Annotated in this window: 17 protein-coding genes; all 17 read right to left on the reverse strand. The window is 40.2% G+C overall.

The features are described 5' to 3' along the window. Window positions 1–53 precede the first annotated feature (53 nt). Entirely contained in the window at window positions 54–1,016 is a 963-nt protein-coding gene (locus tag KUV80_RS05175) for an ABC transporter permease (RefSeq protein ID WP_222461594.1), read from the reverse strand. After that, window positions 1,016–2,065: an ABC transporter permease gene (locus KUV80_RS05180; protein WP_222462262.1), complete on the reverse strand. Its 1,050-nt coding sequence runs from the start codon at window positions 2,063–2,065 to the stop codon at window positions 1,016–1,018. The genes KUV80_RS05175 and KUV80_RS05180 overlap by 1 nt, the downstream gene beginning before the upstream one ends. Further along, window positions 2,055–3,581: an ABC transporter ATP-binding protein gene (locus KUV80_RS05185; RefSeq protein ID WP_222461595.1), complete on the reverse strand. Its 1,527-nt coding sequence runs from the start codon at window positions 3,579–3,581 to the stop codon at window positions 2,055–2,057. Before KUV80_RS05185 ends, KUV80_RS05180 begins: the two co-directional genes overlap by 11 nt. Before the next feature lie 85 nt (window positions 3,582–3,666). Beyond that, window positions 3,667–4,734 (reverse strand): BMP family lipoprotein, encoded by a 1,068-nt coding sequence (locus tag KUV80_RS05190; RefSeq protein WP_222461596.1) that lies wholly within the window; start codon window positions 4,732–4,734, stop codon window positions 3,667–3,669. Between the two features lie 87 nt (window positions 4,735–4,821). Next, window positions 4,822–5,547, reverse strand: coding sequence for a GntR family transcriptional regulator (locus KUV80_RS05195; RefSeq protein ID WP_222461597.1), 726 nt, complete (start codon window positions 5,545–5,547; stop codon window positions 4,822–4,824). A gap of 607 nt (window positions 5,548–6,154) precedes the next feature. Then, entirely contained in the window at window positions 6,155–8,521 is a 2,367-nt protein-coding gene (locus tag KUV80_RS05200; protein WP_222461598.1) for a DNA translocase FtsK, read from the reverse strand. Window positions 8,522–8,636: 115 nt separating this feature from the next. Continuing rightward, complete coding sequence (locus KUV80_RS05205) at window positions 8,637–8,846, reverse strand: YlzJ-like family protein (protein ID WP_222461599.1); 210 nt, start codon at window positions 8,844–8,846, stop codon at window positions 8,637–8,639. Then, on the reverse strand, window positions 8,843–9,595 hold the full coding sequence (locus KUV80_RS05210) for a ClpP family protease (protein ID WP_222461600.1): 753 nt from the start codon (window positions 9,593–9,595) through the stop codon (window positions 8,843–8,845). The genes KUV80_RS05205 and KUV80_RS05210 overlap by 4 nt, the downstream gene beginning before the upstream one ends. 93 nt (window positions 9,596–9,688) lie before the next feature. Next, window positions 9,689–11,356, reverse strand: coding sequence for a ribonuclease J (locus KUV80_RS05215; RefSeq protein WP_222461601.1), 1,668 nt, complete (start codon window positions 11,354–11,356; stop codon window positions 9,689–9,691). Window positions 11,357–11,507: 151 nt separating this feature from the next. After that, window positions 11,508–12,377: a 4-hydroxy-tetrahydrodipicolinate synthase gene (dapA, locus tag KUV80_RS05220; protein WP_222461602.1), complete on the reverse strand. Its 870-nt coding sequence runs from the start codon at window positions 12,375–12,377 to the stop codon at window positions 11,508–11,510. A gap of 17 nt (window positions 12,378–12,394) precedes the next feature. Next, complete coding sequence (gene dapG, locus KUV80_RS05225) at window positions 12,395–13,657, reverse strand: aspartate kinase (protein WP_222461603.1); 1,263 nt, start codon at window positions 13,655–13,657, stop codon at window positions 12,395–12,397. 21 nt (window positions 13,658–13,678) lie between these two features. Then, window positions 13,679–14,722 (reverse strand): aspartate-semialdehyde dehydrogenase, encoded by a 1,044-nt coding sequence (gene asd, locus KUV80_RS05230; RefSeq protein ID WP_222461604.1) that lies wholly within the window; start codon window positions 14,720–14,722, stop codon window positions 13,679–13,681. A gap of 140 nt (window positions 14,723–14,862) precedes the next feature. Beyond that, entirely contained in the window at window positions 14,863–15,450 is a 588-nt protein-coding gene (gene dpaB, locus KUV80_RS05235) for a dipicolinate synthase subunit B (RefSeq protein WP_222461605.1), read from the reverse strand. Between the two features lie 6 nt (window positions 15,451–15,456). Beyond that, window positions 15,457–16,350 carry a dipicolinic acid synthetase subunit A gene (dpaA, locus tag KUV80_RS05240; RefSeq protein ID WP_222461606.1) on the reverse strand — a complete coding sequence of 298 codons (894 nt, stop codon included), beginning with the start codon at window positions 16,348–16,350 and terminating at the stop codon, window positions 15,457–15,459. Window positions 16,351–16,632: 282 nt separating this feature from the next. Further along, window positions 16,633–17,874, reverse strand: coding sequence for a M16 family metallopeptidase (locus KUV80_RS05245; protein WP_222461607.1), 1,242 nt, complete (start codon window positions 17,872–17,874; stop codon window positions 16,633–16,635). An 81-nt stretch (window positions 17,875–17,955) separates the two neighbouring features. Next, complete coding sequence (locus KUV80_RS05250; RefSeq protein ID WP_222461608.1) at window positions 17,956–18,930, reverse strand: polysaccharide deacetylase family protein; 975 nt, start codon at window positions 18,928–18,930, stop codon at window positions 17,956–17,958. A 120-nt stretch (window positions 18,931–19,050) separates the two neighbouring features. Continuing rightward, complete coding sequence (pnp, locus tag KUV80_RS05255; protein ID WP_222461609.1) at window positions 19,051–21,165, reverse strand: polyribonucleotide nucleotidyltransferase; 2,115 nt, start codon at window positions 21,163–21,165, stop codon at window positions 19,051–19,053. Window positions 21,166–21,282: the final 117 nt, after the last annotated feature.

Below are 21,282 nucleotides of genomic sequence, written 5' to 3' on the forward strand. Positions count from 1 at the left end.
GACATTCCTTCTTCTAAATGAAAAAAAGTCCGCCAGAAGGCGAACTTTTTATCTTATCTCTTACCTTTTTCGTAAGGTGTTCCGAGTGCTTTAGGTGCATCAGCTCGCCCAACAAGACCAGCTAATGCAAGGATCGTAAGCACGTAAGGTGCAATTAACAAGAATACTTTTGGAATATCCTCTAATACAGGAATTTGTGATCCAGAAATACTGATGGCTTGAGCTAATCCAAAGAACAAAGCTGCTCCTAGAGCTCCAAGCGGATGCCACTTACCAAAAATCATGGCTGCTAAAGCCATAAAGCCTTGCCCTGTAATGGTTGAATGCGTAAAGTTTCCTGAGATTGAGGCAACATAAACAGCTCCACCAAGACCCGCAAGCGCACCACTCAGCAAAACGCCAACATATCTCATTTTTGTAACGTTGATCCCCATCGTATCAGCGGCCATCGGATGCTCTCCGACGGAACGAAGCCGCAGTCCGAAAGGTGTTTTGTATAATACATACCAAACGATGATCGCTACAAAAACCGCAACATATGAAGTTAAGTAGGCATTTGAGAAAAACAATCTGCCTAAAAAAGGAATGTCTGATAAGAATGGTATATCACTTTTTGAAATTCTCTCTGAAATAACAGGTGTTTGACCTGCGTTAAAGATTTTTTTTGTTAAAAAGATAGCCAGTCCAGCTGCAAGGAAGTTAAGAGCTACACCACTTACGACCTGATCTGCTTTAAGTGTGATGCTTGCTAATGCATGAATGGAAGCTAGCATGGCTCCAACAATCATCGCCACGATAAAACTTAACCAAGGTGATGCTTCTCCTAACCCGAACTGTTCGCCATAATAGATCGTAACAGCCCCTGTAAAGGCACCAAAAAGCATGAGACCTTCCAAACCAATGTTAACAACACCCGAGCGTTCACTAAAAACCCCTCCAAGTGCAGTGAAAATTAATGGAGCTGCAGAAACGATAGCAGCAGGGATGATCAAAGCAAGAATATCCATGAAGTCCATTAGATTTTACCCCCTTTGTTAACGCGGTTGATCAGCCAATGAACAATATAGCTGCATGCAACAAAGAAGATGATTAATGCAATAACTACTCCAACCAGTTCAGTCGGAACACCAGCGATTGATTGCATGTTCAATGCGCCAATCTTTAATCCTCCAAATAATGCCGCACCTAAAACGACGCCAACTGCACTATTCGCCCCTAACAGAGCGACTGCGATACCATCAAAACCTACACCAGTAAAAGCAGCGTTAATCGTCATATATTGATACGTTCCCAGTCCTTCCATGCTTCCAGCGATACCAGCAAATGCACCTGAGATCGCCATGGACAGAACGATGTTTTTGGAAACGTTAATACCTGCATATTGAGAAGCATGCTGATTGAATCCAACGGCACGAAGCTCATAACCCAACGTAGTTCTCCATAGTATGAACCACATAATAACTGCTGCGATGAGAGCGATGATGATTCCGTAGTGCAATGTTGAGAAATTCGTGATGCTTTGTAAAAAAGGTGAAGCAAGAGATGCTGATTCTTTAACGTTTTCCGTTCTTTCCCCAGGCGCTAGCATAAATTTACGGATAATCTCATTTGTGCTATAAAGCGCGATATAGTTCATCATGATTGTTGTGATAACTTCGTGAACTTTGAATCTCGCTTTTAAGATTCCCGGAACAGATCCCCATAACGCGCCTGCAGCTGCTGCTGCCAAAACAGCAAGTGGAATGTGAATGAAAGTAGGTGCATCGACAAACACTCCTACATATACTGCTGCCAGCCAGCCAACCAAGAGCTGACCTTCTACACCGATATTGAATAATCCGGTACGAAAAGCAAAAGCAACTGCTAGACCTGACAAGATTAAAGGTGACATCTGTCTTACCGTTTCACCGATGTAATAAGGGCCACCAACTATTCCTTCAAACAACGCAGCATATGCCTCAATCGGATCGTATTCACTTATTAACATAATGAGTCCGCCGATTAATAAACCTAAAATAACGGATATAAGGGGAACAAGAAGTTTTATTTTATTATTATTCTGCATCATTCGTACCCCTCTTTCCACCAGCCATGAGTAAGCCAAGTTCTTGTTCCGTCGTTTGTTTTGGATCAACGACAGCTACTATTTTACCTTCATACATGACGGCGATTCGGTCACTGACGTTAATAATTTCATCTAGTTCAAAGGAGACGAGCAAAACGGCTTTGCCTTTATCTCTTTGTTCAATAAGTTTTGAGTGAATAAACTCAATCGCACCCACATCCAGGCCTCGAGTAGGCTGAGCTGCGATCAGAAAATCGGGATCACGGTCCACTTCTCGTGCGATGATCGCTTTTTGCTGATTCCCTCCTGAAAGTGCTCTTGCAGGAGTGTACGCATCAGGTGTTCTAACATCATACTCAGAGATTAATTGATTTGCTTTTTCAAAAATTGGAGAGAATTTAAGGATTCCGTTTTTTGAGAATGGCTTATGATAATACGTTTGAAGCACCATGTTTTCACCAACGGAAAAATCCAGAACAAGTCCATGCTTATGTCGGTCTTGAGGAATGTGAGCGAGTCCGTTGGCAGTAACACTCCGTGGAGTCTTATTCGTAATATCTTTCTCTCTTAATTGAATGGAACCTTCACTTGCTTTTCTAAGACCCGTGATAGCCTCGAGAAGCTCAGATTGTCCGTTCCCGTCAACTCCAGCAATACCTACAATCTCTCCCGCTTTTATCGTTAAATTCAAACCGTTTACAGCAGGTACTTTTCGACTGTCTAAAACGACTAAGTCCTTAATCGTAAGAACAGGTTCTTTCGGTTCTGATACTCCCTTTGATACCGTAAAGTTCACTTCACGGCCTACCATCATCGCAGCCAATGAATCAGGATTGGAATCTTTAACATCCACTGTTCCAACGCCTTTTCCTCTTCTAATAACGGTACAGCGATCACAAACTTCCATGATTTCTTTCAGCTTGTGAGTGATTAAGATAATCGATTTACCTTCGCTTACCAGCTTTCTCATAATCTGAATAAGTTCTACTATCTCTTGAGGAGTTAAGACAGCTGTCGGCTCATCAAAGATTAGAATATCGGCACCTCTATAGAGTGTCTTTAAAATCTCTACACGCTGCTGCATCCCAACAGAGATATCTTCAATTTTTGCAAACGGATCGACTCTAAGTCCGTACTGATCTGAAAGTGCCTTTACTTCTTTAGCGGCAGTCTGCAAATCCACTTTCCCGACTTTTGTCGGTTCTTTTCCAAGTATAATATTTTCCGTTACAGTAAATTTATCAACGAGCATAAAGTGCTGATGAACCATCCCAATACCAAGCGAGTTGGCAATATTCGGATCATTGTTCACCACTTTATTTCCTTTTACATATATCTCACCTTGCTCAGGCTCATAAAGTCCGAACAAGACATTCATCAATGTTGACTTACCTGCTCCATTCTCACCAAGAAGTGCATGGATTTCACCTTGTTTTACTTGAAGCGTGATATCATCATTCGCTACAATACCTGGAAATTCCTTACGAATATTGCGCATATCAATTACGTATTCCATCTGAAGCTGCTCCCCCCTTTTTGTACATAAGGAAGGACTTGGCTTCTGCCAAGTCCTGGCTGTTATTTAAATTGTTTCATAAGGTTTACTTTAAGTTTGCTTTGAACTCTTCAAATTCAGCATCTGTCTTAGGAACTTTTACTTCACCAGCGATAATTTTTTTCTTGAAATCATCAACAGACGTAAGAGCATCTTTAGCTACGTTATCTTGAGTTGGTGCAATACCTACTCCGTCTTCTTTAAGACCGAATTCAACAATTTTCCCACCAGGGAACTTGCCAGCCAATGTTTGTTCAGATACTTCGTAAACGGCTTGGTCTACACGTTTAACCATTGATGTTAGTGTTACGTTCTCAGGCATACCTTCTTCATGCTGGTCACGGTCAACACCGATTACCCAAACGTCTTCACCATTCTTCTTACGGTTTTTCGCTTCTGTGAATACACCCATTCCAGTTCCACCTGCTGCATGGTAGATGATGTCAGCGCCTTGCTGATAGAACGTGTTGGCGATCTGTTGTCCTTTTTCAGCTTTATTAAAGTCTTCAGCATATTGAACTAAGATCTCAGCTTTTGGATTCGCAGTTAGAACGCCCGCTTTAAATCCGTTTTCAAACTTCTTAATAAGTTCACTGTTTACTCCGCCTACGAATCCAACTTTGTTTGATGTCGTTTGCATTCCAGCTACTAATCCAACTAAGAAAGAACCTTCGTGCTCACTAAACGTAATGTTTGCAACGTTGTCACCTTTTACTACCATGTCAACGATCGCAAGCTTTGCATCCGGCTGTTGTTTTGCAACTGTTTCAACGTCTGTTCCCATTAAGAAACCGATTCCAAAAACAAGATCATACTTTTGACGAATTAAGGAGTTTAAGTTTGGTTTGTAGTCACTTTGAGCAGTAGACTGCAAATATTTGTAGCTTTTGTTTTCTTCTAAGCTATTATCTTTACCAAACTTTGTTAAACCTTCCCAAGCTGACTGGTTAAAAGACTTATCATCTACACCGCCAGTATCTGTTACCATAGCTACTTTAAATTCTTTTTTATTTTCTCCACCTGTAGTCTTCCCATCATCTGAAGACCCACATCCTGCTAGAATTGTACCGGCAGTCAGCATTGCAGTTACCATTAAACCTAATTTCTTTTTCAAGTCATTTCCCCCTAAAAATGTTTTCATTTTTTATGACTAAACCTAAGCTGCAATAGTGTACCGATCACCCCCTAAAAAAAACGTTAGTTAAAAGCGCTTTCTTAATACAGAAAATAAGAACTTATCTGATCTAAAGTAATTACAAGAATAAAGAACGGGTTCATCATACTGGTCATAGTGCATTTGTTTCAAAACAAGAAGCGGTACACCTTCGTCGCTCTCGAGAATTTCGGAAATTCTATCATGGTATCCGATAGGCTCAATCGTTGTAACCGCATACATCACTCGTCTGCCGGTCTCTTTTTCTAACATCTCCAAGAAGGATTCGTAATCATGAAGTCCCTTTGAAGAAAAGAGATGGGACGGGACATGATCGATACAGAAAACAACGGGTTCACTATCAGCTGTACGGACCCGTTCCATTTTCATAAGTCCTTCCGGTAGTGAATCATTAAACTTCCCAAGTAGTTCATCGGTTACATCTGTGATTTGTGAAGAAAGAAATATCGTCCCCGCTTTCTTTCCTCCTCTTTCTATCATCTCGGTAACACTGTAAAGTTCTTCGATCCCCGATGAAAAGAGTGCTCGTGTTCTTACGAATGTACCGACACCGTGTTTGCGAATGAGCACGTTTTCATCTTCTAAAATACGAAGGGCTTCACGCAATGTAGCACGGCTTATTCCTAACTGTTTAGAAAGTTCAAACTCGGAAGGAAGTTTTTCTCCTTCTTTGTAAATTCCTTGTTCGATATCCTTTTTTATTTTTTCTATCACTTTTATATAAAGTAAGCGATGGTCCACTTTTATTGACATCATAAAACCACCTTAATGAATTGTTCACGAATTTTTTGACAAATTAATTGAATAATCGACATTACTATACCATTTTTACACTTATAAATAAATACTATTTTTACAAATTTTTATTAGGAACCAATTGGATTTTCCATCATTTCAAAAGTTTGGGATAAACGTAGATCTAAAACGAAAGAAATGAGAGCAATGAAAAAAAGGTAAATCCGCCTCGACTTTTACGAGTTGGGTTACCCTTTCCGGTTTGCATTTATGATTTTGCTGGAATGCAACCATGTTCTGATTGAAGCAGAAGGGTGCATAGACTCCTCGAAAATGAACTTCACATTTTCTTCGTGCGATGCAGCGCTATCGACGCCTTCCTAGTCCTGCGAGACAAGTGAGAAAGTCCGAAACCCCGACAAGCAAAAGGTAAATGGGCAAAGAAGGCGTATTTTCCCTTCATCACCCATTACCTTTTGACCTCAAGGGGCTAGACGCTGTAGCTAGACAGATGAGACCCCTCAAAGCCTTAAAGCGACGAAGGGGCTCACCGCCCGCCCCGCGGAAAGCGAGTACCTGGAGCGGAAATCATACCCACCATTCTTGTAGTAAATCTACCTGTTTTTTAAGAACTCGATGCTTCTTTTTCCTCCGGCATTGAAGAGATTAGCACCTCTCGAGGCTTCGATCCTTCATAAGGTCCGACGATGCCTTTTGATTCCATCGAATCAATTAATCTTGCGGCTCTTGAGTACCCAATCCTAAATCTCCTCTGCAGCATGGACACGGAAGCTGTTTGCATATCTACAATAAGCTTAACGGCATCGGAAAACAGCTCATCTTCAGACTCCATGACTGCGGGTTCAGCTTCTTCAGTTGGAATCATTTCTTTTTGATATTGAGCTTTTTGCTGACTGACACAATGATCCACAATCGTCTCTACTTCTTCGTCCGATAGAAAAGCTCCTTGGACACGTACTGGCTTTGAAGCTCCGGAAGGGAAAAATAGCATATCTCCTCTTCCTAGCAATTTTTCAGCACCACCCATATCTAGAATCGTGCGTGAATCCGTTTGAGAGGAAACGCTAAAGGCGATTCTTGACGGTATATTTGCTTTGATTACTCCGGTGATTACATCAACGGACGGACGCTGCGTAGCAATGATTAAGTGTATGCCCGCAGCACGTGCCATCTGAGCAAGCCTGGTGATGGCATCCTCTACATCTCCAGAAGCGACCATCATTAAATCGGCTAATTCATCTACAATAACAACGATGTATGGTAAAAACGGCTGTTTCGCATCACTTCTTCCATTCTGTTTACGAATGGATTCGTTATATCCTTCGATATTCCTTGTACCGCTATGTGAGAACAGTTCATATCTTCGCTCCATCTCCGAAACGACTCTCTTGAGCGCTTGAGCTGCTTTTTTCGGTTCCGTAACAACAGGTGCCAATAAATGTGGAATCCCGTTATACATATTCAACTCGACCATCTTAGGATCGATCATCATCATTTTCACTTCGTGTGGTTTTGCACGCATGAGAATGCTGGTGATAATCCCATTTACACATACACTTTTTCCGCTTCCCGTTGCACCTGCTACTAGTAAATGAGGCATTTTTGATAGATCTGCGATAATCGGTTCACCTGATATATCTCTTCCAAGTCCAATAGCAAGTGGCGATTTTTGTCCTGAAAATTGAGGCGCTTCTAACACTTCCCTTAGCGTAACCATAGAAATTTCCTGGTTAGGAACCTCGATCCCAACTGCAGACTTACCTGGAATCGGCGCTTCGATTCTAATATCTTTCGCTGCCAGTGCTAGTGCAAGATCATCTGTTAAATTAACGATCTTACTAACTTTAACGCCGACATCAGGATAGACCTCGTATTTTGTAACAGCAGGACCTAAGTGAACTTTAAGCACTTTCGCTTTTACGCCAAAACTTTCAAATGTTTTTTCTAACTTTTTAGCATTGCTTTTGCTTGCTGCATACTGCTTGTCCTTGTGCTGCCCATTATTTTGAGGAATACGGAGATGTTTCATCGTCGGAAGCTGATAATGTTCGTTCTGAATGACTTCATCTCCAAAATTAACCTGTAACGGAGAGTTGATGACTTCATTATCTTCTTTTTCTTTTTCATTGGCTTTTACTGATTCATCTGTATCATGAAAACTTTGTGAACCAAACTTTAGCTGAACACCACTTTCCGTATGATGAACCCTTTTTGTAAAGTCTTCAATGACGGGCTCCTCTTCGATGATGATCTCTTCCGTTTCATCGTCTGCATCATCTAAAGAGGAAGTGCTTTCCGTTTTCAATTTCTCTTTCGCTCTTTTTTCACGTTCTTCGGAAAGTGCGTTCTTCTTTTCAAGTAAAAATACTTTCATTTTTTTAGAAGTTTCCTTCGTGCCATTTACCACTTTTTCAAGAAAAACAGATAGAGATTTTCCTGTAACAAGGAGCAAACTCCCTAAGATCAGAAAAAAGATAACAAGTTTTGTGCCCCCTGCTCCGAATAAGAAATAAAAGAGAGCGAAGCCTATAGCACCTAGCAAACCACCTCCAATATCCTGAGTAGCGGTCTCTCCTTGTAATTGAAGCCAATACAAATCCCACGTATTTCTTATGACGGAAGCATCCTTCCACTCTCCACCGTTTGTTAAATGTTCAAACAACGTTAAATGGCTCAACACTAAAAAGGAGAAAAACAAGATATACAATCCCGTCAACCTTTTGGAAACCAACTGAGGCCATGCTCTTTTCCAGATTAAATATAAAGACAATAAGATACATGATAATAATAAAAGTCCATACCATTCCCCACTAAAAAAACGTAAGAGATGTACGAATGCCATCCCAACATTGCCCATCTTTGCCATTCCTAAAGATGCAAGCGCTAATAAAGAGAGTCCTGCGATCTCAAACGTCAGTTGTTCTTTCCAGCGACCTTTATTTTTAGCTTTCTTTTTTTTGTTTTTTGCCATCAAATTCACCTCACATGCATGCTGTTTTTTATATGTATGTATTCAAAAGGTAAGAAAAGCAGCCTTGCAAGAAGAAGGCTGCTCAACATAAGTATAGCATATTCTTGATGACTGATTAAACGTTTCCGAGCGTCTTTCCTGGTTGGCAATCTTCTAATAAAAAATGAGAAGGATCGGTACTCATGATCTGAACAATTCTCGTTTCATCACCCATTCGTTCAACAAGCATGGGGATATTATTATACATTATTACATTCTGCGCATTACCATAGTTTCCTTCCTCAGGAAACATTAAATGAAACGGCTGCACGGTGTACAAGATCATTGTTTTAGTCCTTCACTTTCATTTTTTTTGTTTTCTTCGATTAGTTCATTCAGCTTTTGAATAGCTTGTCCTACTCCTCCAACCGCATTAATCAAGCCGTCTTTCACAGCATCCGTCCCAATTACATTCGTTCCGATGTCTCTCGTTAAGTTTCCCTTTGAAAACATGAGCTCCTTAAACCGCTCCTCCGTTATATCTGAATGGCTTGTTACAAAAGAGATTACTCTGTCCTGCATCTTATCCAGGTACTCAAACGTTTGTGGAACACCGATTACAAGACCTGTTAATCTTACAGGATGAATTGTCATCGTGGCTGTGGGAGCGATAAAAGAGTAATTAGCACTTACGGCAATCGGAACACCGATTGAATGCCCTCCGCCTAAGACGAGTGAAACACTTGGTTTGGATAAGGAGGCAATCATTTCTGATATAGCAAGCCCAGCTTCAACATCTCCTCCAACAGTGTTCAGAATGACAAGAAGTCCTTCAATCTTATGGTTTTGTTCTATGGCAACGAGCTGAGGGATTAAATGTTCATATTTTGTAGTTTTATTATTAGGCGGCAGCTGCATATGCCCTTCAATTTGTCCGACGATCGTTAAACAATGAATACTTGATCCTTCCATCTGAGGTACGTTTGTTTGTCCCAATGATTGAATCTTTTGTAATAGCCCTGAGTTGTTGTCATCGGTTTTTTTAGGTGATATCTCGGGTTGATTCGGTGTTTCCGTTTCAGGTGTCTGATCCATAATTTCTACCCCTTCTAAGTAAGTTCTTCTTAGTATGGGCGTTATCTTCATTCGTATGAGAAGAAAAATAAAAAAACCTGCTAAATTAGCAGGTTATATTTCCATTATGATTGGCATAATCATCGGTCTTCTTTTCGTTTTTTCAAATAAATACTGACTTAAAGTATCTCTTACATTGGACTTTAAGCTGGACCATTCTTTCATATTCTCATTCATGCATTTTTCAAGCACTTCCCGAACCTTTGTGTTCGCTTCGTGCAGTAGTGCTTCGCTTTCTCTTACATATACGAATCCACGAGAGATGATTTCAGGCCCTGAGATAAGCTGATGAGAATCTTTACTGATCGTAACAACAACAACTAAAATACCATCTTGAGATAATAATTTCCGATCTCGTAAGACTATATTTCCGATATCACCAACACCTAAACCGTCGACCAGAACATTCCCAGAAGGAACTTTCCCAGTTTTTTGCGCTTGTCCACTCATGAATTCGACAACTTCACCTTTATCAATAATAAAGATATTGTCTTTTTCTACACCTACTTCAATCGCAAGTTTTTGATGCGCTTTTTGCATCTTATACTCTCCATGAACAGGTATAAAATATTTTGGTTTCATCATACTGAGCATGAACTTTAACTCTTCAGCACTTCCATGTCCGGAAACATGTACTTTCTTCTGGCCAAATATCACATCTGCACCAGTTCGCATGAGCTTGTCTACCATTTTCGCAACTGATGTTTCATTGCCAGGTATCGGGGTAGCGGCAATAACGACAGTATCTGATGGACGTAATGCTATCTGTTTATGTGATTTTTGTGCCATTCTCGACAACGCTGCCATCGATTCTCCTTGGCTTCCCGTTGTTAAGATGACTACTTTCTCATCACTGTAATTGTTTGCTGCATCAATCGTAATAAGCAAATCTTTTTCGACGTTTAAGTAACCAAGCTGTGAAGCAATGTCTACTACTTTTACCATGCTTCTGCCGTTTACTGCTACTTTACGGTTCGTTTTAGCCGCTGCGTTCATCACTTGCTGAACACGGTGAACGTTTGAAGCAAAGGATGCAATGATAATACGGCCTTTTGCAGCTTGGAAGACATCTAAAATTTCGTGTCCGACTTGAGCTTCTGGACCGGTTGATCCAGGACGCTCTGCATTTGTACTGTCTGACAGAAGGCATAATACCCCTTCTTCTGCTAACGCTGAAATTTTACCGAATTCTGTATGCTGACCATCGATAGGTGTGTGATCAATCTTAAAATCACCAGTATTTGCAATGATTCCCTGTGACGTGTGAATTGCAATACCAACTGCATCTGGAATACTGTGGTTCACATGAAAAAAGCTTACTTTTGCACTGTTAAACGACAATTTTTGGTTTGTTTCAATTAAATTCAGTTTGGTTGAACGCAATAGTCCAGCCTCTTTTAGTTTCGCTTCCACGAGACCTAATGTTAGGCGTGTGCCATAGACAGGGACAGGGACTTGTCTCAATACATAAGGAAGTCCTCCTATATGATCTTCATGGGCATGAGTTAAGAAGATTCCTGTTACACGTTCGAGGTTTTCTTTTAAGTAAGTTACATCTGGAATAACGATGTCGATTCCGAGCATTTCCTCCTGCGGAAACATTAAACCAGAATCCATTACAAAAATCTCTTCACCCGTATCCACTACATACATGTTTTTGCCGATCTCACCTACTCCGCCCAAGGCAAAAACTTTTATTTTCTCTCTATTTTGTTTTGACAATGTGTATATTCCTCCTATGTTGTATGTAAAAAAATTATAATCCCGATCACGTCACTTACAAACATTATAACGTATCAGTTGATTACAAAACAAGACTGAGCGGTTGACAAATAAAAAATAAAAAAAGCAAACCGGAACCGGTTTGCTTTTTTTACAAGTCATTCAAGCGTACGGATAGTGAGTTACGCTCAGCTTCGTTCAATGGTAATAATGGCAGTCTAACGCCACCAACATCAAGACCTTTTAACTGTAATGCTGTTTTTACTGGTGCAGGACTTGGTGCTTTGAACAACTCATTCATAACGGGTAAAAGTTTCCGATGGATGCGTGCGGCTTCTTTATTCTCACCTTCGTAAAAGGCTTTAATCATTGACTGCATTTGATTGCCTATAACATGAGAAGCTACCGAAACGATACCAGCACTTCCAACCGCTAATGATGGTAGCGTCAATCCATCATCTCCGCTATACAATAAAAAGTCTTCAGGTGTTTTTTCAATGACTTCACTCATCATATCAAGGTTGCCGCCGGCATCTTTTAACGCTACAACATTTGGAATTTCAGCAAGTCTTATCACGGTATCCACCGAAAAAGAAATCACAGACCTTCCAGGAATGTTATAAGCCATAATCGGAAGACTTACAGCTTGAGCGATCGCCTTATAATGGGCAATAATTCCTTCTTGGCTTGGTTTGTTGTAATAAGGGGCCACAATCATGATAGCATCAACACCAACCTCTTCTGCCTTTTTAGACAGATCAACCGATGCTTTCGTGTTGTTGCTTCCTGTTCCTGCGATAACAGGAACTCTTCCGTTGACCGTTTTCACGACATGCTTAAACAATGCTACTTTTTCTTCTGTTGTTAACGTTGGCGATTCTCCGGTCGTGCCAGCCACTACTAAACTGTCGGTCCCATTTTCTAGCAGATGGTTGACAAGTTTTGTTGTCCTTGCAAAGTCCACGTTCCCTTTGCTATCAAACGGTGTTACCATTGCCGTACTAATATTTCCAAAATTCATTTACGTTCACTCCTCTACTACTCTTTAAACTGTTGCTGTACAATTTCTTGTAAATTTGCAGTAATTCCTTCTTCATTTAAACGAAACGTCCTGTGAAGAGCATTTACTGATTCGATTAGATCTTCTTTTTTCACTAATACCCAGATTGTAGTATGAGAGTCTGCTGATTGTAAGATTTGAATATTTCTGCTAGAAAGTGATTCCACTATGGCTGCTGTTACTCCTGGAGTTCCAGCAATTCCTGCACCAACAGCGGAAACTTTTGCACAGTTTCGTGTAACTTCAGGTTCAAAACCTAGTTCATTCAATTTTGCTAACGCTTGGTCGGTCTTATTTTCCATGATGGTGTAAACAACACCTTTTGGACTGATGTTAATAAAATCGACTGATATTTGTTCTTGTGCCATCGCCTTAAAAACTCTTGTTTGTAAATCATACTGGCCGTCATTCGCAAACACTTTGATCTGTGTAATGTTGGAAACGTGTGCGATACCGGTTATGATCGACTCTTGTACGTCTTTACCTGCGGGACCTTTTAAAGAAGATGTAACAAGCGTTCCAGGCAGATCTGAATAAGTTGATCGGATTCGCAATGGAATCTTTGCTTGCATCGCAATCTCAACCGCTCTAGGATGGATAACTTTCGCCCCTTGATAAGCCATATTACAGATCTCTGCATACGTAACAACGGAGAGAGATCTCGCATCCTTTACAAGTCTAGGATCTGCCGTCATTACTCCTTCTACGTCAGTGAAGATATCGATAAATTCAGCTTGAAGTGCTGCACCAAGTGCTGAAGCGCTCGTATCGCTCCCTCCTCTTCCAAGCGTCGCGATATCACCATTTTTAGATTGTCCTTGAAAACCAGCAACCACTACGACTTGTTTGTTTTCCAATTCTTCTTTTATTCGGTCACATTTCATATCTACAATTCTTGCGTTTGAGAAATCATCATTTGTGCGAAATCCTGCTTGTGGACCTGTTAATGCAGTGGAAGTTAATCCTGAAGCATTTAATAATCCTGAAAAGACAACAGAAGATATAATTTCCCCACATGAAAGCAGAAGATCTTGTTCCCGGTTTGATATCTTGTTGTTTTCACCTAATAGACTCAGCAATGTGTCTGTAGCATAAGGATCCCCAATGCGCCCCATTGCGGAAACGACACAGATTACTTTGTAGCCTTCGTCAACTGCCTTTTGAATATGTCGGACTGCCTCTAAGCGTCCCTCGTTGTCTTTTAAAGACGTTCCCCCAAATTTTTGAACGATAATTTTCATGAATGCACCTTCTTTATAAAATTAGAGCAAGTTTAGCTTAATCAAGCTCTCCGCAATCTGTACGGAGTTATAAGCTGCGCCTTTTAACAAGTTATCTGACACTACCCACATGTGGTAGGCGTTATCACGGTCTAAGTCTTTACGAATACGGCCTACAAATACATCTGGCAATCCTGCAGCCAACGCAGGCATCGGATAGATCTGTTGTTCAGGCTGATCTTGAAGAGTTACGCCAGGTGCGGATTTTAACAGTTCTCTCACTTCCTGAACAGAAGGGTTGCCACCTTCAAATTCAGCGTACAGAGATTCAGAATGTCCCGTTTCTACTGGCAATCTGACACAGGTTGCCGCAATTTCAAGGTTTTCTAAGTGCATGATTTTTTTCGTTTCATTCATCATTTTTAATTCTTCAAATGTATAGCCGTTCTCTTCAAATTTATCAATCTGAGGGACAGCATTAAATGCGATCTGATAGTGTTTTTTATCTGATGCACACGGCATGATAGACGGTTCGAATGCTTTATCGTTTAAGATCGCTTCTGATTGTTCTTTTAACTCTTGAACTGCCTTTGCACCAGCTCCTGAAACGGCCTGGTAAGTTGATACGATCACTTTTTTCAGACCGTACTTTTCATGAAGCGGCTGAAGAGCAACGACCATTTGAATGGTTGAACAATTCGGATTTGCGATAATACCTTTATGATTTAGCAGATCATGTTCATTTACTTCTGGAACAACAAGAGGTACATTAGGGTCCATACGAAAAGCACTTGTGTTATCCACAACAATTGCCCCTCTTTTTACAGCTTCGTGCGCCAGTTGTTTAGAAACTGAGCCACCTGCAGAGAACAAAGCTAGCTCTACCCCTTCAAATGCTTCTGGTGTTGCTTCTTGGATGGTATGAGTCTCACCATTAAAAGTGATGACCTGTCCTGCAGATCTTTTACTCGCAAGAAGTGAAAGTTTTCGTATCGGAAAATTCTTTTCTTTTAATGTATTCAACATTTGCTGACCAACAGCTCCTGTTGCACCTACAACAGCTACATGAAACGATTTTTGGCTCATTTTTATAAACTCCTCTATTCTATAAAGTAAGCTACAACAGAAGGAGAAACACAATTTTATGGTTTCTCCTCGTTAATCCATATAATTTATCATATTTTATCATAAACTTCGTCGCAATGAACGGATTTTCTTCTGTTGTTTTATTCAGTTACCCTTAATACGGGCTGAAGCTGCTTACCTTCAAGGGCATATTCTACAGCATCAACTAATGTGTCCATATGAGCTACTAGAGAATTTTGCTTCTTTACAGGATCATCCTGGCCGAACGGTATAAAATAAATATTCTTTGTGGCCATCAGTCTCATGATATTAACGCCATTTAGCCCTAATCCATCATTTGTTGATATACCAAGTAAAACGGGCTTCTGGTTTCTTAAGGTAGCTTTTGCTCCCATCAATACAGGCGAATCTGTCATTGCATTCGCAAATTTGCTTATTGAATTACCTGTTAATGGTGCGATCACCATACAATCCAGAGGTGTTTTCGGTCCGAACGGCTCTGCTTTTACGATCGAATCTACAGGTTCATTACCTGTAATCTCTTTTATTTTTTCTACCCATTCCCCTTCTGCTCCGAAACGGGTTGTCGTGTTTTGCACTGTATGGGTAAAAAATGGTGTAACCTTTGCACCTAAGTCTACTAACTTTTGAATTTGCGGAAAAACAGCTTCATACGTACAATGAGACCCAGTCAAACCGAAACCGATATGTTTACCCTTTACATCCATGTAAGATTACCCCTTCCGCTTATTAAATTCAGTTATTAAAAGCTGCGAAAGTACATTAGCTACTATTTTTCCTGCCGTCTTTGGAGCTACAATCCCTGGTAATCCAGGAGCAAGCAAAGCCTTTATGCCTCTTTTTTCTGCATATTTGAAATCTGTTCCTCCAGGCTTAGAAGCTAAGTCAACAATTAAAGTATGGGACGGAAACTTAGAGATTACATCGGCAGTTACGATCTGAGTGGGTATCGTATTAATACATACATCCGTCTCATAAACTTCATTCTTTAAATCATCTAAATGAAAAGGAACCATGCCCATTTCTGAAATTCTTGCCATATGTTCAGATTTTCTTGCCCCTACCTTCACATTTGCTCCCAGCGCTTGAAACGTTCTGGCTACGCTCATTCCAACTCGGCCAAAGCCTAGGACGACTGTATTAGACTGATGGATTGTTATATCCGTATGCTGTATCACCATCATAATCGTGCCCTCAACGGTCGGAATACTGTTGTAGATGGCTACATCGTCCCTCTCAAACAATTTTGTAAGCTTTCGATCACTGTTTTTCACGATCGAATCTAAATAACCATTGCTAATACCAGAGAAGATTTGACAATGACTCTTCGTTTGTTTTAACTGTTCTTCTGTCAAGATAATCTGGCGGTTTGAAAAGATCGTATCAATTTCCCCCTGCAGACCTGTTCCACTTACAGGCAAAATAATGCTATCCAACTTAGAAAAATCAACTTCATCTATATCCATTTTTGATGCACCGGTAAACCCATGGTCCAGCTGGTCATAGCCAATAAGTGTAAGTATCGCATCCAACTCAGTTAATTTTCGAATGACTTCTAACTGTCTCGCATCGCCGCCAAAAACTGCGATATGCAAATCCGTTAACATTCTTTCTCCCCTTTCTCCGTTGTTCCTTTATTGCAGGGGATTGCTATCCACGTTCATCATCATATGAACGATCCGCCTATCTGGTTACTCAAAACCCCATTTACAACGGCATTACTGATATATACCATCAACAAAAAATTGTTTTAACGAACTATGGTTACAATCAACATCATTATATTCAATAGACTTTTCCATGTTTGGGGCAATGGTTATACATGACGCCCATTTTTCCAAAATAAAAAATCCGGGAATGATCCCGGATTTCAAAAAGGGTTTACTGTTTTATTGCAAGCCCTTTGGCAACTCGCCTTGCGGACTCACAAGTGAAGCTGAACAGCCTTCATTAAAGATGGTAGAAATCAGACTATCAACATCTTCCTTTGTTACTTTATCGATTGATTCTACCATATCATCTAACGTACGATGATAACCTAATATGAGCTCATGTTTACCATTTCTGCTCATTCTGCTGTTTGTACTTTCTAAACTAAGCATCAGGTTGCCCTTGATTTGTTCTTTTGAATTTCTCAGTTCTTTCTCCGTAATTCCGTTTTCATTTAGGTCGTTTACGATATTTGTGATCGTATCATACAGTTCATCGAGCTGATGAGGAGCTGTTCCACCATAAATCGTAAAAATTCCGTTATCCTGAAATGCAGAATGATAGGAAAATACAGAATACGCAAGTCCTTTTTGCTCTCTTACTTCTTGAAAAAGGCGACTCGACATGCTTGAACCAAAAATATTATTCAAGATGATTAAGCTGTAGCTCCGCTTATCTTTTAAAGACAGACCCGGATAACCTAAACATAAATGAGCTTGTTCCGTCTCTTTCTTGCGAGCTAATTTTTCTGAATGAAAAACAGGAGATATCATTTCAATCTTTGGAACGGAAGTCGTCGTGTAGCTGCCAAACCAATCCTCAACCTTTTGGATGAAGGATTCGTCAATATTTCCAGCTATCGAAATAACAACCTCTTCGGGAACATAGTGTGTATTCATGTAATCACGCAACGTATTTCCATTAAAAGAATGAAGGGTCTCTTCCGTTCCTAAAATAGGAAATCCGAGTTCGTGATTCTGAAAACTAGCGCGGCTAAGCATATCATGAACAATATCGTCTGGTGTATCTTCGTACATTTTTATTTCTTCTAGCACCACATTCTTTTCTTTTAATAGCTCGCCTTCATCAAATGTTGAATGAAAGAACATATCTGCTAGTACTTCAAGAGCATATGGGGCATGCGTATCAAGAACTTTTGCATAATAACAGGTATATTCTTTCGATGTAAACGCATTCACTTGACCGCCGATACTGTCAAATGACTCTGCAATCTCTCTCGCCGTTCTTGTTTTTGTCCCTTTAAAAAACATGTGCTCTAAAAAGTGGGAAATCCCGTTGTTTTTTGTATTTTCAAATCTTGAACCTGTACCAATCCATACACCGATCGCTACAGATCGTACCGTTGGAATATTTTCTAAAACGACGCGTACGCCGTTTGAACAAGTATGTCTTTTTATCAAACTTGTTTCCTCCTAGCTGTCAGTTGTTCCACCAAAATATCATAGGAACAATATACCATTATCACAACTCAATATACAACTCTACTTTAATGTTTTCGGGATCAGCCTTTTCTCATCCATCAGATCAGAAACAGTTCCGATGCTATACCCCTTATCTTTTATGCCTTTTATCAAATTTTCTAGTCCTGCCGCAGAAGACGACGTAGGGTGCATCAAGATCATAGCCCCAGGATGCACTTTGCTCAATACTCTCTCAACCATTTCATCAGGGTCTGGATTACGCCAGTCAACTGTGTCAACTGACCAAAGAATAGTTTTCATATTTAAATCTGCCGCAATCTGTACAACATCGTTTCGATAACTCCCGCTTGGCGGGGCAAACCATTTTGGCGATTTGTCCAATGTAGCATTTATAACTTCATTTGTTGCTTTTAGTTCTTCTGTAATTCGTGCATTAGTCATCTTTTTTAAATCCGGATGAGAATAGGCATGGTTGCCGATTTCATGCTGTTCTTCGGCAATCATTTTCGCGAGTGACGGGTTCTTTTTTACCCATGAGCCATCGAGAAAAAATGTGGATTGAACATGATGTTTTTTCATTGTCTGCAGCATCCCCGGAAGATGTTCATTGCCCCAGGCAACATTTACAAGAAGTGTGACCATCGGTTTTTCAGGGTTTCCGCGATAAATGGGCGAAGCGGGTAAATTATCTAAATGGATAGCCGGCTCTATTTGCTTTACGACTAGTTTTTTTTCATCAAATATATTTTCTTTTTTCATAGCTTTAAGTGATTCTTCCATATCAACAACAAGTCCATTGTAACCGGGAGTGGCTTTCCAAACGGGGTCGATCTCTGCATTTTGGGGCGGTTTGTTTAATTCTTTTGCTTTTTCTTTAATTTGTTGATAAATAGAGTTGGACTCCATTTTTGAAACAGCTGTGCTTTGTGCTTTAATGCTTTCAATATAGGTGCTTGTAAAAGGGTTATGCACGGAAAATGCCGTAACGGTTATGATTAAGATCACGATTGACCAATAAAGAATTGAATTTTTCACGAAACTCCCCTCCCTTTTATCAAGGTATGAACGACTGGGACAGGTTAGAACAGCCGTAACATTTATGAACGATGAAAAAAGCCAACCTTAAAAAAGGCTGACTTTTTATGATGCTACTGATTATGCATTTTGCTGTTGTTCGTTTTTCGCTTTTTCTTCTTTTAGAACCACTTTTCGTGATAAGTTAACACGGCCTTGGTTGTCGATCTCCATAACTTTAACAAAGATCTCATCGCCAAGTTTTAGAACATCTTCTACTTTTCCAACACGTTCTTCAGCTAATTCTGAAATATGAACCAATCCATCTTTACCGCTAAAGAGCTCAACAAATGCACCGAATTTCTCGATCCGTTTAACTTTACCCATGTAGTATTCGCCCACTTGAACTTCTCTGACGATATCTTCAATGATTTTTCTCGCCTTTTTATTCATAGACTCATCCGTGGAAGCAATAAAGACTGTACCGTCTTGTTCGATATCAATCTTAACGCCTGTTTCCTCGATGATCTTGTTGATGATCTTTCCGCTTGGTCCAATAACATCACGAATCTTGTCTGGATTAATTTTCATCGTTAAAATCTTAGGTGCATATCGAGACAACTCTGTACGCGACTCAGAAATGGTTTCAAGCATCGACTTAAGAATGATCATGCGTCCTTCTTTTGCTTGAGTAAGCGCTTCTTGAAGGATTTCACGATTGATACCAGAGATTTTAATGTCCATTTGAAGAGCAGTAATTCCGTTCGGCGTTCCTGCTACTTTAAAGTCCATGTCTCCAAGATGATCTTCCATTCCTTGGATGTCTGTAAGCACAGTTACGTCTTCTCCATCAGAGATAAGACCCATTGCGATACCAGCAACAGGTGCTGTGATCGGTACACCAGCATCCATTAAAGCTAAAGTACTCGCACAAATACTTGCTTGTGATGTAGACCCATTTGATTCAAGTACTTCTGAAACTAAACGGATCGTGTATGGAAATTCTTCTTCGTTAGGAATCACTTGCTCTAAAGCACGTTCACCTAAAGCACCATGACCAATTTCACGTCGGCCTGGGCCACGCATAAATCCAGTTTCACCCACACTGAACGGCGGGAAGTTATACTGATGCATAAATCGTTTGGATTCTTCCACTCCAAGACCATCGAGTACTTGAACATCACCTAACGCACCTAGTGTACAGATACTTAATGCTTGAGTTTGCCCGCGTGTAAACAATCCTGAACCGTGAGTACGTGCTAAAATACCAACTGTTGAAGAAAGCTTACGAATTTCATCGGTCTTTCTGCCGTCTGGACGTACTTTTTCTTTTAGAATTAAGCGTCTGACTTCTTCTTTTATGAGTTTATGTAGAATCTCTTTTGCTTCAGAAGCTTTTTCTTCATCTTCTTCATAACGAGAAGCCAAGTTAGTACCTACAGCATCCAGCGCTTCTTGACGTGCATGTTTCTCGATTACTTTAACTGCCTCTTTTACATCATCGCCGACAAAATCACGAACTTCTTGTTCAAGATCTTTATCAAGCTCATGTAAAACAATCTCCATTTTTTCTTTACCGACTTCAGCTACAATCTGTTCTTGGAAAGCAATTAATTTCTTAATTTCTTCATGTCCGAACATGATGGCTTCAAGCATAACCTCTTCTGAAACTTCTTCTGCTCCAGCTTCAACCATGTTGATCGCATGTTTTGTTCCCGCAACAATTAATTGAATATCGCTGTTTTCATTTTGGTCAACAGTCGGGTTAATAACAAATTCACCATTGATGCGACCAACGGTAACTCCAGCAATAGGTCCTTCAAAAGGAATATCTGAAATTGACAAGCTTAGAGAAGATCCGATCATCGCTGCCATTTCTGAAGAACAGTTTTGATCAACACTCATTACTGTACTGACAACTTGTACTTCATTTCGGAAACCTTCAGCAAATAAAGGACGGATAGGACGGTCAATTAATCGGCTCGCCAATACTGCCTTCTCACTAGGACGACCTTCACGTTTAATAAATCCGCCAGGAATTTTACCAACTGCATATAAACGCTCTTCGTAGTTTACTGTCAGTGGAAAGAAACTTAAATTTTTTGGCTGTTTTGATGCTACAGCTGTAGAAAGAACAGCAGTATCACCATATCTGACCATAACAGCACCATTTGCTTGTTTTGCTAATTCTCCAATTTCGAACGTAAGCGTTCTACCCGCCCAGTCCATAGTAAATGTTCGTTTTTGTTGATCCATTTTACTTGGTACTCCTCTCGACACTATGAAAATCCTGTATTATATGGTTCTATTATATCCTAACGTAGTCCTTCCTAAAAAGAAAAACTCAGAAAGAATTTGCTTACCTTTGAAAAC

The organism is Fictibacillus nanhaiensis, from assembly GCF_019801215.1.
In the GTDB taxonomy this organism is placed as follows: Bacteria; Bacillota; Bacilli; order Bacillales; family Fictibacillaceae; genus Fictibacillus; species Fictibacillus nanhaiensis_C.